The organism is Nocardioides baekrokdamisoli (genome assembly GCF_003945325.1).
In the GTDB taxonomy this organism is placed as follows: Bacteria; Actinomycetota; Actinomycetes; order Propionibacteriales; family Nocardioidaceae; genus Nocardioides; species Nocardioides baekrokdamisoli.
The window spans coordinates 846791-860059 of sequence record NZ_AP019307.1; the positions used below are offsets into that span (position 1 = coordinate 846791).

Genomic DNA, 13269 nt, shown 5'->3' on the forward strand with positions numbered 1-13269 from the left:
GGCCGCGCGCCCACTACGATGAGCCGACCCTGGAGGAGACCCATGACCGAGCAGTCACCGCGTATCGTCGCGATCGTTCCGTGCTACAACGAGGAGATCGCGATCGCCAAGGTCGTCACCGACCTCCGCAACGCAGTCCCTGAGATGACGGTCTACGTCTACGACAACAACTCGTCCGACCGCACCTCTGAGGTCGCCCGCGCCGCCGGCGCCCTGGTGCGTACCGAGAGCCGCAAGGGCAAGGGCAATGTCGTACGCCGGGCCTTCTCCGACATCGACGCGGACATCTACCTGCTCATCGACGGCGACGACACGTACGACGCCTCGGCAGCACCCGGGATGATCGCCACCCTGATGTCGGGCCCGTACGACCACGTGCTCGGCGTACGCACCGAGGAGACCACCACCTCGGCGTACCGACCCGGTCACGCACTCGGCAATCGGGCGTTCAACCGCCTGACCTCGCGGCTCTTCGGCGAGGACGTGTCCGACATGCTTTCGGGCTACCGGGTCTTCTCGCGACGTTTCGTGAAGTCGTTCCCCGCCCTGTCACGAGAGTTCGAGATCGAGACCGAACTCACCGTGCACTCGGTCAACCTGCGGGTGCCGCAGATCGAGGTCCCGGTGGGCTTCCAGGACCGCCCGGCCGGCTCGGAGTCGAAGCTGCGGACGTACCACGACGGCATGCGGATCCTGCGCCTCCTGGCTGAACTGGTCCAGTACGAGCGGCCGATGGCGTTCTTCGGTTTCATCGCCGGTCTGCTGATGGCGATCGCGCTGATCCTCGGGATCCCGGTCGTGGTGGAGTTCGCGAACACTCACTACGTACGCCGCTTCCCGACGGCCTTCCTGGCGGCGTCGATCATGGTGATGGCAATGCTGTCGTTCGCGGTCGGACTCGTCCTCAACGGCGTCCTCCGTGCCCGCGAGGAAGCCGCTCGGCTGGAATACCTCCGCCACCCGGCCCCGCCGTTCAAAGACTGACGGCGCGCCTTCGGCGTTGCTCTTCAGTCGCGGGCGTCAGCAACCGGTGATCTTGTAGAGGCGGTAGAGCGGTTCGTTGATCACCGGCGTGAAGCCGTTGAACCCGACGACGTTGACGCCTCCCCAGCCCGGGCGCTGGCCGTTGATCCGCGTGTCGAAGTTCACCCCGAAGATGTCGCGACCCGTCCGGCCCATGATCATCACGTACTGGATGTGCTCGCGCTGGAGCGCCGCGCACACGTCGGGCGTGAGGCTGCTCAGGTCATTCCGGATGAGGTCCTGGTCGGGTGACGGGGTGCCCATCCAGTTGCCGATGTAACTCTTGTAGAACGTGTTGAGGCCGACGAGCCCATATCCGTACGCACTGCCGTCGAACGGATCGTTGGCGACCATGTCGGGACCCACGATTGCCTTCACCCGGGTCATGAAGTCGACCTTCGGCTGGTTGACCGCCCACGTCAGCCAGCCGCGCGTCTTCGCCGGCTGCATCGGGCTGACCTTCTGCAACGACTGTTCGTTCTGGTGGACCGCCGGGCTGGCGAGCGCCCCCACCATCACCAGGACACCGATGATCGCCGCGCCGGAGGCCAGCAGCCGGGCCGGAGCCCGATCCTTGGCGAATCGCGCGATGACGTCGCCCAGGCACGTGATCGCCAGCACGGCCAGCGGAATTGCGACCAGGACGATGGTGGCCGAGAGCCGGTAACTGTCGTGGTACCAGTACCCGGTCGCCGCCTTGCGGAACAGACTCAGGTGGCTGGCAAAGAAGAAGCTGGCGGTGACGATGTAACAACCGCAGGCAAGGACGTACGCCCCGACCAGCCAGCGAACCTTGAACCAGGCCACGACGAGCCCGGCGAGCACCAGGGCAGCCACCAGATAGGCCGGGGCCAGGTGCATGGTGCTCTGCCTAAGGACGTCCTTGATCGCGAGGCCGAGGCTCCCGACCGGCGACCAGTCGACGCTGACCGTGCGGTGCATGAAGCTCGTGGCCTCGATTCCGACCCACACGACGCCCACCAGGACGACGAATCCGGTCGTGATCGCCACGGCCCGGAGTGCGTTGCCTTCGTTGCGCTGCCGAGCCCAGGTGTGCACGACACCGATCGCGAGCGGCAGCAACAGCAACGCGGCCGTGAAGATGCCGTTCGGTTGGGCGATCGCGGTGCCGACCAGCGCGGTCCCGAGCAGCAGCAGTCGCGCGAGCATCGTGGTGTCGGTCCTGAGCAGCAGCACCCCGGCTGCGATCAGAGCCGGCAGCAGGGCGTACCCGTACTGGTTCGCGTAGAGGATGCCGTACGTCTCGAAGCGCGCCGGGAAGGCGACGAAAGCACCACTGAGGACGAGGGTGACGAAGGTCGTCGAGGCGTTCGCCCTGAGGACCGTCCTGGTCATCGCCACCAGTGAGAGCGGCCAGGCGACAGCCATCACAGCGAGCACCGTGGCGTTGACCGCGGTCGGGACCGCCGCCGTGGTCCCCTGCGCGGTCAGCGCAACCAGACCGTGCCAGGAAGCTGGGTAGAAGTAGGACCCGACGGTCGGGTCGACGATGCCCGCCTTCAGCGTGGACGCGTTGCCGGTGTCGAGGATGTGCCGAATGATCGAGAGGTGCCACGGTGCGTCATACGTCTTGCTGACGGCGTTCGGGATGACCAGGTAGTGGACGTACTGGACGAGCCAGCTGGCTCCGCCGATGAGGAGTCCGCCAGCGAGTGCGAACCACTCCCACCGCCCCCAAGCGGGGCCCTGAGCCGGCAGCAATGGGCGCAACCAGAGTCGCCGCGCTCCGTACGCCACCGCGACGATCACGGCGACTCCGAGGAGGAACGTGAGGGGGTTGAAATGCAGCCCGACGACGCCGTACGCGATGCCGAGGACAGCGACTGCGGCCGCGGATGCGACCGGCGCGAACACGATCCGATTGCCCCAGGACAGACCCACCGGGCTCAGCAGAGCCACACCGGGGGCGATCATCAACGCAGCGGCCGCGAGGAACGCGAGCCAGAAATCGAACCACGTCACGGCTCGCTACCTCTTCCCGTGCCCGGGCTCGGGATCCGGGCGCCGACAGACTACTGCCGCCGGCTGATCACAGCGCTCAGGCGCGAGGGGTACGCATCGCTCGGGCGTCTCGCAACGCCCGGATGACGGTCGTCGCTCGTCCGACGTTGCCCCGCAGAAGACTCACCCCGGCCATCCCACCCGCGAACACATACGGCTTCGCCCGGACTGCGACGTTCTCGCCGTACCGCAGGTGCACCGCGAACAGATTGCGGTACATGTAGTAGCCCTTCCAGCTGTCCAGGTCGTGCTGCTGACTGAAATCGAGTTGGCGGACCATCAGCGCATCGCGGACCGCGAGGATCCTGAAGCCGGCCCGGCGGGCACGGAGCGCGAAGTCGACGTCGTCGTAGAAGATGAAGAACGAGTCGTCCGGCAGCCCGATCGCGCCGATCACGTCCCGGCGCACCATGAAACCCTCGAACGCGACGTTCTCGACCTCCACGGTTGCGGGCATCGCCGCACGCGTACCGTACGTCGTCTCCACCATCCCGCGCTTGGGACGCAGCACCCACGGCGTGGCCAGGTCGAAGCGGGTCGCAGCCTTCTCGACGAGCGCCCCGGAGAGGTCCTCGCGTACCGATGCCAGGAGAGGCTCATCGTGGCTCAGCAGCACACCGAGGCAGTCCGGTGCGGGGATGACGTCGTCGTCCATCAGCCAGATCCGGTCGAAGCCGGCCTCGTACGCGGTCTGCATACCCAGCCGGAAGCCGCCCGCGCCGCCGAGGTTCTCCTCTGACCGGACGACCTGGAGGCCGCTGAGCGCGCTGGCCGCGAGCACGTCCGACGTGTCGTCCGTGGACGCGTTGTCGATCACGATCACGGCCTGCGGCGCCGGATCGAGCTTTGCCAGACCTTCGAGCATCGGCTGCAGCATCGCGGCGCGGTTGTGGGTGACCACGACGATCGCGGTGGTCTCGCGACCGAACGGGTTGCGGGGCGTGGCCGCCGCATCGTTGGTTGAGGCCGCTTCGTTGGTTGAGCGTGTCGAAACCAGGAAGCGCCGGTGACCGGTGAAGTCGCCGCGCAACGCCGCCCACCAGGCTCCGATCGAGAGCCGGATGCGGCCCATATCCGGGCGGGTGACGGCGTAGAACCACAGCGTCTTGAGGACGAAGGCGAGCGCATGCAGCGGGCTGCGGTACGTCGCCAGGTTGAGCAGGTTGTTGCGCGCCATGCAGTAGTGCTTCAGATCGCTCGGCGTGTGGTTGTACGTACTCCGGCCACCCCACATCGGCGTGCCCAACTCCCCCACTGATGGGTGCGCGAAGCGCGCCTCGACGACGGTGCCGATGCGGGCGCCGGCCTTCTCGGCCCGGAGCCGGAACTCGTGGTCATCGCCCCAGATGAAGAACTCGGCCCGCGGTAGTCCGATCCGGGCGACGAGTTCCTTGGTGACCAGCACGCCGTTGAAGGGGATCACGATGTCCTCGAGCACACCCTCTGTGGCCGCGGCCGTCGCACTGGCCACGTCGCGTACGACCTTGGCCGAGCCCGGCAGGCGGATCGGGAAGACCAACTCCCCTGGCGCGTCCTCGTCGACGACGAGCGGTCCCCAGAAGTCGTACCCCTCGACCGCGAGAAGGTCGCTCAGGGTGGTGACCTCGGGCCGGCCGTCGTCATCCATCAGCCAGGCCAGGTCCGCACCGCGTTCCATCGCCAGGCGGAGACCTTCGTGGAACCCGCCGGCTCCGCCGGTGTTCGTCGGGAGCGTACGGCCAACCACGTCGGCCTGAACCTCGAGCCACTCCCCGGTGCCATCGGTCGAGGCGTTGTCGATCACGAGGATCTCGTCGCACTCCGGGACCTCGCGCAGGCGCTGGACCAGGCCCTCCAGGAGCGTCAGCCGGTTGTAGGTCACGACAACGGCGACGATCCGGCGGCTCACGCGGTCACCCTATCGGCCGCCGAACCGTGAGGTTTGCAGGTGCGAACCGTGAGGAACGGAACTCGGATCCGACCTGAATTCACGGTTCGGGCCAGCAAACCTCACGGTTCGGCGTCAGCAGGACGAGCCAAGGTCCGAGGTGTGGTTGGCCACATACCCCTTCGCCATCGTGCCGAAGGACCCTTCGCTGATGCCGGTGTAGCCGGTCGGACGGCTCGGCGCCTTCTGCGACGGCTTGGCCTGGTCGGGGTGCAGGGCCGCGAAGATCGCGTTGTGGATCACCGTCTCGTCTGGCCGGCTGGTGTTGACCAGCGGCGGGACCAGCGAGACGGTCGCGATCTTCTGCGCCTTCGACTTCAGGGCCAGCGACGCGAAGCGGTCGATCTCACTGCTGGGAATGTCGGTCTGCAGCAGGGAGGCACTCGCCGAGGCGATCTGCGAGAAGTGCTCGATCACGGTGGCCGGACTGATCTGCTGCAGCATCGCGTTCATCACGCACTTCTGCCGCGCCATCCGGGAGTAGTCGTCGGAGGTCGCTCGGGAGCGGACGTACCAGAGAAGGTCGTCACCCTTGAGGGTGCGATAGCCGGGCTGGATGTAGCCGAGGATCTGGCCGGTACGGCCGATCGCGATCGGCTGTCGGACGTTGATCTTGACGCCGCCGACGGCGTTCACCAGATCGCTGAAGGCCGGCATGTTGATCATCGCCCAGTAGCTGATCTTCAGACCGGTGACGCCTTCGATGCCCTCGATGGTGGCCTCGACCCCGGGGTTTTTTTCGTGGGCGAACATCGCGCGGTGATCCCCGGCGTACGTGGCGAGGCTGTTGAGCTCGCAGGTCGAGCAGTTGTATCCGTTCGGCCAGGCCTTGGCGAGCTTCGATCCCCGTGGGAACTTGAAGTTCATCATGTTGCGCGGCACGCCGATCAGGACGGTCTGGCCGGTCTGGGCGTCGATGGAGGCGATGGTCATGGAGTCGGTACGCAGACCCCACCGATCGGTGCCGGAGTCGCCGCCCAGGATGAGCACGTTGTAGCGGCCGCCGGTCGAGCCGGCGACTGTGTCGCCGCCGAACATCGCCATGATCATGCCCCGCTGCGCGCCCACCATGTGCGCTCCGTAGAGCAGCACGCTGGCGACCGTGAACGCCATGGCCAGATGGACGACGGCGGTGGCACTGCGATGCTGTCGCAGCAGATCCATCGGCCGGGCAATCCGCCATGCATCGATGAAGAGCGCAGCCCACCCCAGTCCGACCACGGTGAGCACGATCATCAGGACGAGCAAGTCGTCAGGGTTGGTGAACATCCGCAGCCCCGTGTGCGGCGAGGCGAGAGTGATGCCGACGACCGCGACCAGGGACAGCCACAGCACTGCCCACAGGCGGATCGCCCACCGACCGACTCGCGCGTTGCCCGCGACCAGCTGAGCCGATCCCGGCATGACCAGCGTCATCGCCAGGAACGAGACCGCGCGACGGTAGCGCACCTGGGCGGCACGGTCGGCGACCGTACGGCTGGCGGTGGCGACGCTGTCGTCAGCAGGGGTCGAAGAAGCGCCGTCGACGGAGTCGAGGGAGGTCGTACGTCCTGACATGGGCGCTCCTGCGGGGAAGAACAGATGCCCCGCCAGTATCACCAGTCACAGAGGTCACACAGTGGATCGACGCGCGGCGATCTCCGCTTTGCGGGCAAGACGGTGCGTACGCCGGATCTCAGCCTCGGCATAACGTGAGCGTTCGGCGACGGTCTCGGGCTTCACGGCGGGGACCGGACGCGGCCGGCCCTCGCGGTCGACGGCCACCATCAGGAAGTAGGCCGACCCGACGTGCAGCTTCGTGCCGGTGGTGTCGTCATAGCGCTGGGTCTCGATGCGCACGCCGACCTCGAAGGACGTACGCCCGGTCCAGTTGACCTGGCCCTGCGTGGTGAGGATGTCGCCCACCTGCACGGGCTCCAGGAACGCCATCTCGTCGAGGTATGCGGTGACGACGACCCCTCCCGACCAGCGGTAACCCACCGTCCCAGCGGTGGTGTCGGCCAGCTTGAGGATCTCGCCTCCGTGGATGGTTCCGCGCAGGTTGGCTTCGGTGGGACGCATCAGAACTGAGAGCGTGGCACTCCCGAAGGACGGCGGTTGCATGTGTTCGCTCTCAGTCACAGCACGCACGGTAGCCTCGTCGCGTGTCCGATGGCGATGACTTTCAGTGGCTGTACACGCGGCGGGTGAAGGCCCAGCCGCCGCAGCCGCCGACGACCCCGCCCCCGGGCACTCCCGCGCAGGACAACGACGCCGAGCACACCCAGGTGCTGCCCGTGCAGTCGGGCATCGAACACACCGCCGAACGCCCCACGACGTACGTCGCTCCGCGCAACGACAGCCCGCCGCCGGTGATCGCTCCGCTTCCCAAGGGCGCACTCCCCGGCAGTGAGCGCCCGCGGATCCGGCGGCCGATCAAACTGGTGCTGCTCAGCATTCTGGCCATCATTGCCCTGTGGGCGGGCTTGCTGGTGTGGGCCGGACTGTCGGTCCTCAACGCAGCCCCTCGGGTGAACTACGCACCTCCCGGCGGCCGCCCGGCCGACCAGCCCGGCTCGACGTACCTGCTCGTCGGCAGCGACTCCCGCACCGGACTCACGCCGGCGGAGGAGCTGAAGTACTCCACCGGCGGCGACGCCGGTCAACCGCACACCGACACGATCATGCTGGTGCACACGGGCTCCAACGGGACGATCGTGATGTCGATCCCGCGCGACTCGATCGTGAGCGTGCCGGACGCACCGAGCATCCAGGAGTACGGCTCGTCGCGATGCTTCAACCCGAAGTCGGGTCAGTACTGCACCAAGATCAACGCGGCGTTCGGGGACGGTGCTCCGGGGCGTGACCCGAGCAAGGACAAGAAGGCGCACGATCTGGACGCCCAGGCACTGGTGAAGACCATCGAGCAGGCGACCGGCATCCGGATCGACGGCTATCTCGAGATCGGTCTGGGAGGCCTGCCGAAGATGGTCGACTCAGTCGGCGGGATCACGATCTGCCCCGACAAGAAGGCGTTGCTCCCCGGCCTGACTGCCATGACCGACGTCGACTCCGGCGCCGCCACCGCGGACAACGGACACCCGATCAAGATGGTCTGCCAGCATGCCAACGGCCTCAAGGCGCTGGCCTTCGCCCGCGACCGCCACGACTTCAGCGCCGGCGACTTCCAGCGCGCCGCCGACCAGCGCGAGGTGATGGCTGCCGTGATGCACAAGCTGCAGGGCATCAGCTTCATCCTCAACCCGTTCCGGCTGCACAGTGCCGGGACCAAGGTCATGGGCACGATCTCGCTCGGCAACGGCATGTCCGTCTGGCAGCTCTACAACCTCTTCGGTGCCCTCAAGGATCTGTCGGCCAAGAAGGCGAAATCCTGCCTGGTCCCCCTCAGCGACAGCAGCGGGACCTGGTCCCAGGACCGCGCCCCGAAGATGTTCGACCTCATCAGGACCGACCGGATCAACAAGATCGGTCCGTCACTCTGCACCACGACGGGAATGGCACCGTGACCTACGAGACCCTCACCACCGAGATCGACGCGGACGGCATCTGCACGCTGACCCTGTCGCGCCCGGAGGCGCTCAACGCGTTCAACCTGACCATGGCCGGCGAGCTCGCCGACTTCTGGAACGGACCCGCGACTTCGGACGACATCCGCGCCGTCGTACTCACCGGCGCCGGCCGCGCCTTCTGCGCCGGCATGGACCTCACGCGCGAGGGCAACGCGTTCGGACTGGACGAGTCGATCGACCCGACGCCAGAGTCGCTGCGCGAGCATCTCGAGGACCCGGCCTGGGTGGCCGGCGTACGCGACACGGGCGGCAAGGTCACCCTGCCGATGCTCGCGCTCAACAAGCCGATCATTGCGGCGATCAACGGCTCAGCGGTCGGCATCGGCGCGACGATGACCCTCGCCGCCGACATCCGACTCGCCTCGACCGCGGCGCGGATCGGGTTCGTGTTCGGTCGCCTCGGCATCGTGCCGGAGGCCTGCTCCTCGTACTTCCTCCCCCGCATCGTGGGGATCCAGCAGGCACTGGAATGGGTCTACTCGGCCGACATCCTGACCGCAGACGCAGCTCTCGCTGGTCGCCTGGTCCGATCGGTGCACGAGCCGGACGATCTGGTGCCGGCGGCTCTGGAGCTCGCACGGTCGTTCGTCGTCGGCCGCTCGGCTGTGGCACTCGCACTGGCCAAGCAGCTGCTCTACCGCAACCTGTCGGAGGCCGACCCGTTCCAGGCGCATCTGGCCGACTCACTCGCGATGTTCCACTCCTCGGCCGGGGCGGACGGACACGAGGGCGTGGCGGCGTTCAAGGAGAAGCGGGCGGCCGTCTTCACCTCGAAGCCGTCGGACACACCACGGGTCTTCCCGAACTAGGTCCATCCGTCCTCTGAGTAGCGTGGCAGACATGGACGCATGGTCGGATCCCGCAGCCGTCGACTGGTTCCTCGACGACGCCCAGGTGTGGGCGATCGTCGGCCTGTCCGGCGATCCGTGGCGCTCTGCGTACTCGGTCGCCGCTGAGCTCCAGCATCGCGGCAAGACCATCGTGCCGATCCACCCGAAGGCGGCCACGGAAGAGTTGATCGTGCTCGGCGAGAAGGGCTACGCAACCCTGGCCGAGGTTCCGTTCCCCATCGACGTCGTCGACGTGTTCCGCAGATCGGATGCGGCGGGCGAGTTCGCCGACCAGGCGATCGCGGCCGGCGCGGCCGGGGTGTGGTTCCAGATGGGTGTCATCGATGATGAGGCGTTCGGCCGCGTACGCGCCGCGGGCCTCCGGATGGTGATGGACGACTGTCCGTCGCACCAGTGGCATGCGCGCGGAAGGCGCGGTTAGCTCGAGGCTTCGCGTACTGCTGCGCCCTTGGACTGCGCCTGCGTCTTGAGGTCAGCCTGGAAGGCGACCATCCTCGCTTGCAGGTCGGGGTCAGCCGCGCCGAGGATGCGGGCAGCCAGCAGGCCGGCGTTGCGCGCGTTGCCGATGGCGACCGCAGCGACCGGCACACCAGCCGGCATCTGCACGATCGACAACAACGAGTCCATCCCGTCGAGGTACTTGAGCGGGACCGGCACGCCGATGACCGGCAGCGGTGTGACCGCAGCGAGCATTCCGGGCAGGTGCGCCGCTCCCCCGGCTCCGGCGATGATGACCGAGATCCCACGACCGGCTGCCTCCTGGCCGTACGCGATCATCTCCTCCGGCATCCGGTGCGCCGAGACGACATCTGCCTCGTACGAGATGCCGAACTCAGCGAGGGCCTCAGCCGCCGCCTTCATCGTCGGCCAGTCGGAGTCCGACCCCATCACGATCCCGACACGTGCGCTCATGCGTCACCCTCCATGCCTTCAGTTGTCATCGCGGCGGCCGCGCGACGAGCGCGGGTCAAACAGTCCTCAAGATCATCACCGTAGGTGTTGACGTGACCGACCTTGCGGCCCGGGCGAGCCTCCTTGCCGTACCAGTGAGCCTTCACCGAGGGGTCCGCCAGCGCCTTCTCGTACGCCCCGGCGAGGTCGCTGACGCCTCCGAGGACGTTGACCATCACCACGTACGGTGCCCGTAGGTCGGTGGCGCCGAGCGGCAGTCCGAGCACGGCGCGTACGTGGTTCTCGAACTGCGAGGTGACCGCGCCGTCCTGGGTCCAGTGGCCGGTGTTGTGCGGACGCATCGCAAGTTCGTTGACGAGGATCCGGCCATCGGTCGTCTCGAAGAGTTCGACCGCGAGGATGCCGACGACACCCAGTTCGGTGGCGATCCGGCGGGCCAGCGCCTCGGTCTCGGCCTCGACATCGGCCGCGAGATCCGGCGCGGGAGCGATCACCTCGCGGCAGACGCCGTCCACCTGAAGGGTCTCGACGACTGGGTACGACACCACCTCGCCGGTCGCGGACCGCGCCACGAGGGCCGACAACTCGCGCCGGAAGTCGACGAGTTCTTCGGCGAGGATCGTCGCACCGGACGCGAAGGCATCGGCGCAGTCGGCAGCGGAGCGTACGAACCACACGCCCTTGCCGTCGTAGCCACCACGGGTGGTCTTGATGACGCACGGGATACCGAACGCCTCGACGTCCGCCACCGAGGTCACGATGGCGTTGCGCGGGCACGGAGCGCCCAACTGGCCGAGGCGCGTACGCATCAGGCCCTTGTCCTGCGCGTACACCAGCGCGTCCGGGCCCGGACGTACAGCGACACCCATCGCCTCAAGCGCATGCAGGTGTTCGGTCGGAACGTGTTCGTGGTCGAAGGTCACGGCCTCGCAACCAGCCACGATGGCGGTCAGCGCATCGAGGTCGCGGTAGTCGCCGACCGTGTGGGCGGGAATCACCTGCGCCGCGGAGACGCCGGGGGCCTCGGCCAGGAGGCGCAGGTCGATGCCCAGAGCTGCGGCCGGTTCGGCCATCATCCGCGCGAGCTGGCCGCCACCGATGATCGCCAACGTCATGGGGAAACCCTATCCAACGCCGAACCGTGAGGTTTGCACGCCCGAACCGTGGGGTTTGCTCACGGTTCGGCGGCGTCAGAGGCGGGTGACCGCGACCGGCTCGACGATGCCGAAGCCTCGCACCGGCCGGGCAGCCAGGCGCCGGGTCTCGAACTGGTCCGCCGGGAGGAGCGCGGCGGTCGCGTCGTCGACGATGATCCGGTTCCGCCGCGCGACCGCGGTGAGGCGGGAGGCGAGGTTGACGGGCGGGCCGAAGACATCGCCCTGACGCGCCACCACCGAGCCCGACGCCAGCCCGACACGTACGTCGGGCATCCGGGGATCCCGACCGATCACCTGGATGATCCCCTGGGCGGTGTCGTACGCCGCGATCGGATCGTGGTTCACGAACAGGACCGAGTCGCCGATCGACTTGATCACCCGACCCCGGTTGCTCGAGATGACATCAGCGCACCGCGACTCGAACACCTCCACAAGGTCGCCGATCTCGCCCTCAGCCATCCGGTTCGACAGGGCCGTGAACGAGACGATGTCGGCGAACCCCACGGTCAAGTCGATGGTGTGCAGGTCGTGGTCATCGGCAGCGCCGGCCTCGACACGGGCAATCGCGGCATCCAGATGTCGATGCCAGGCGTAGATCAGCAAGGTCTCGAACGGTTGGACGAAGTCATCGGTCATCCCGATCGCAGCAGCGATCAGGTTCCCCTGCTCCTCGTCGGCTCCCAGCGCCTCGACGCGGTGCAGGATCGCGGTGACCTGCCAGTCCGCCAGTCGGGCCATCGTCTGCCCGAGCCCGCGGGCGAGGTTCACCGCGAGGTCGAGATCGACCAGGCCGGTACGTACGAGTTCAGCCGCTGTACGCAAGGCGTGGATGTCCTGCTCCAGAAACATCGCCTGGCCGCCCGACTCCGGGAAGCCCAGCGCACGCCAGAGGCGCTTGGCGTGCTCCACGGGAAGGCCGACCGCCCGAGCAACCTCATCAGAGGTGTAGCGCCCCGAGACCGGTACGCCGGACAGCGCATCCAGAGGATCGATCTCGCTCACAGAGCGATCATGTCAGGCGGGCGTGGACGACGTCGCCCACGTTGACCGCCTTGCCTGCGACCAGTAGTCGACCATCCCCGTCCACGCCATCCGCGATGCCCTCGACCACCGACCCGTCAGGCATGGAGACCGTCACTGCGTGCCCGATCGTGGCGCTCCGGGCGGCGTAGGCGTGGATGAGCTCCGCCTCGGTGAACGTCGTCAGCTCCGCGATCCGGTGCCTCAGACGCAGCAGCACCGACGTCAGCAGCGTGGTCCTCGACATCGTGATGCCCTCAAGTGCGAGCGAGGTCGCAGTCGGCACAGGCAGCTCGTCGGCGGTCAGGCTGACGTTGATGCCGATGCCGATCACGGCTGCGGTGGCCGACCCGCTCATGACGAGCTCGGACAGGATCCCGGACACCTTCCGCCCGTCGATCAGCACGTCATTGGGCCATTTGACCTTCGCCTCCGGGCCGATGGCCTCGGCGACCGCCAGTCCGGCCACGAGCGAGAGCCAGCCCCACCGGGCGGGCGAGACGTGCCGGCGTACGAGCACGGAGAAGGCCAACCCGGACTGCGCAGGCAGTTCCCAGGACCGATCAAGTCGGCCTCGGCCCGCCGTCTGATGCTCGGCGACGATGACCGTCCACTCCGGTGCGCCCGCCCGCGCCCGCTCGGCGCAGACGGCGTTGGTCGAGGCGGTTTCGTCCAGAACCTCCACGGAGAACCCGGGCAGACCGGCCAGGGCGGAGGGATCGAGGGACGGGCGGGAGTCGGCTGCAGAACTCATAGCCACTAGATTGGCCCAGGATTGCCGCGAGAGA

At 67.6% G+C, this 13269-nt stretch carries 12 protein-coding genes; 4 read left to right on the forward strand and 8 right to left on the reverse strand.

The features are described from left to right. Nucleotides 1–42: 42 nt before the first annotated feature. The gene (locus tag KCTC_RS04035) at nucleotides 43–984 is read left to right on the forward strand and encodes a glycosyltransferase (RefSeq protein WP_125566989.1); all 942 of its coding nucleotides are present in this window, start codon (nucleotides 43–45) and stop codon (nucleotides 982–984) included. Between the two features lie 36 nt (nucleotides 985–1020). On the opposite strand, the gene KCTC_RS04040 is transcribed toward KCTC_RS04035, so the two are convergent. From KCTC_RS04040 to KCTC_RS04055, 4 genes are all read right to left on the reverse strand, one after another. Further along, nucleotides 1021–3006 carry a DUF6541 family protein gene (locus KCTC_RS04040; protein ID WP_125566990.1) on the reverse strand — a complete coding sequence of 662 codons (1986 nt, stop codon included), beginning with the start codon at nucleotides 3004–3006 and terminating at the stop codon, nucleotides 1021–1023. Between the two features lie 76 nt (nucleotides 3007–3082). Then, entirely contained in the window at nucleotides 3083–4933 is a 1851-nt protein-coding gene (locus KCTC_RS15000; protein WP_231998832.1) for a glycosyltransferase family 2 protein, read from the reverse strand. A gap of 114 nt (nucleotides 4934–5047) precedes the next feature. Next, on the reverse strand, nucleotides 5048–6529 hold the full coding sequence (locus KCTC_RS04050; protein WP_125566992.1) for an LCP family protein: 1482 nt from the start codon (nucleotides 6527–6529) through the stop codon (nucleotides 5048–5050). Nucleotides 6530–6583: 54 nt separating this feature from the next. Beyond that, on the reverse strand, nucleotides 6584–7093 hold the full coding sequence (locus tag KCTC_RS04055; protein ID WP_231998833.1) for an acyl-CoA thioesterase: 510 nt from the start codon (nucleotides 7091–7093) through the stop codon (nucleotides 6584–6586). Nucleotides 7094–7116: 23 nt separating this feature from the next. On the opposite strand from KCTC_RS04055, the gene KCTC_RS04060 reads away from it, so the two are divergent. The 3 genes from KCTC_RS04060 to KCTC_RS04070 are packed head-to-tail and all read left to right on the forward strand — an operon-like array spanning nucleotide 7117 to nucleotide 9813. Next, nucleotides 7117–8478 carry an LCP family protein gene (locus KCTC_RS04060; protein ID WP_125566994.1) on the forward strand — a complete coding sequence of 454 codons (1362 nt, stop codon included), beginning with the start codon at nucleotides 7117–7119 and terminating at the stop codon, nucleotides 8476–8478. Further along, the gene (locus KCTC_RS04065; protein WP_125566996.1) at nucleotides 8475–9350 is read left to right on the forward strand and encodes a crotonase/enoyl-CoA hydratase family protein; all 876 of its coding nucleotides are present in this window, start codon (nucleotides 8475–8477) and stop codon (nucleotides 9348–9350) included. Before KCTC_RS04060 ends, KCTC_RS04065 begins: the two co-directional genes overlap by 4 nt. 31 nt (nucleotides 9351–9381) lie before the next feature. Further along, a complete protein-coding gene (locus tag KCTC_RS04070; RefSeq protein ID WP_125566998.1) occupies nucleotides 9382–9813 on the forward strand; it encodes a CoA-binding protein in 432 nt (143 codons plus the stop codon). On the opposite strand, the gene purE is transcribed toward KCTC_RS04070, so the two are convergent. The 4 genes from purE to KCTC_RS04090 all read right to left on the reverse strand — a co-directional run bounded on the left by purE (nucleotide 9810) and on the right by KCTC_RS04090 (nucleotide 13235). Beyond that, nucleotides 9810–10304 carry a 5-(carboxyamino)imidazole ribonucleotide mutase gene (gene purE / locus KCTC_RS04075; protein WP_125567001.1) on the reverse strand — a complete coding sequence of 165 codons (495 nt, stop codon included), beginning with the start codon at nucleotides 10302–10304 and terminating at the stop codon, nucleotides 9810–9812. The genes KCTC_RS04070 and purE overlap by 4 nt on opposite strands. Then, the gene (locus tag KCTC_RS04080; RefSeq protein WP_179951407.1) at nucleotides 10301–11419 is read right to left on the reverse strand and encodes a 5-(carboxyamino)imidazole ribonucleotide synthase; all 1119 of its coding nucleotides are present in this window, start codon (nucleotides 11417–11419) and stop codon (nucleotides 10301–10303) included. Before KCTC_RS04080 ends, purE begins: the two co-directional genes overlap by 4 nt. A 75-nt stretch (nucleotides 11420–11494) precedes the next feature. Beyond that, nucleotides 11495–12463 carry an adenylate/guanylate cyclase domain-containing protein gene (locus tag KCTC_RS04085; RefSeq protein WP_231998834.1) on the reverse strand — a complete coding sequence of 323 codons (969 nt, stop codon included), beginning with the start codon at nucleotides 12461–12463 and terminating at the stop codon, nucleotides 11495–11497. A gap of 7 nt (nucleotides 12464–12470) precedes the next feature. Further along, nucleotides 12471–13235 carry a biotin--[acetyl-CoA-carboxylase] ligase gene (locus KCTC_RS04090; RefSeq protein WP_125567003.1) on the reverse strand — a complete coding sequence of 255 codons (765 nt, stop codon included), beginning with the start codon at nucleotides 13233–13235 and terminating at the stop codon, nucleotides 12471–12473. Nucleotides 13236–13269 lie beyond the last annotated feature (34 nt).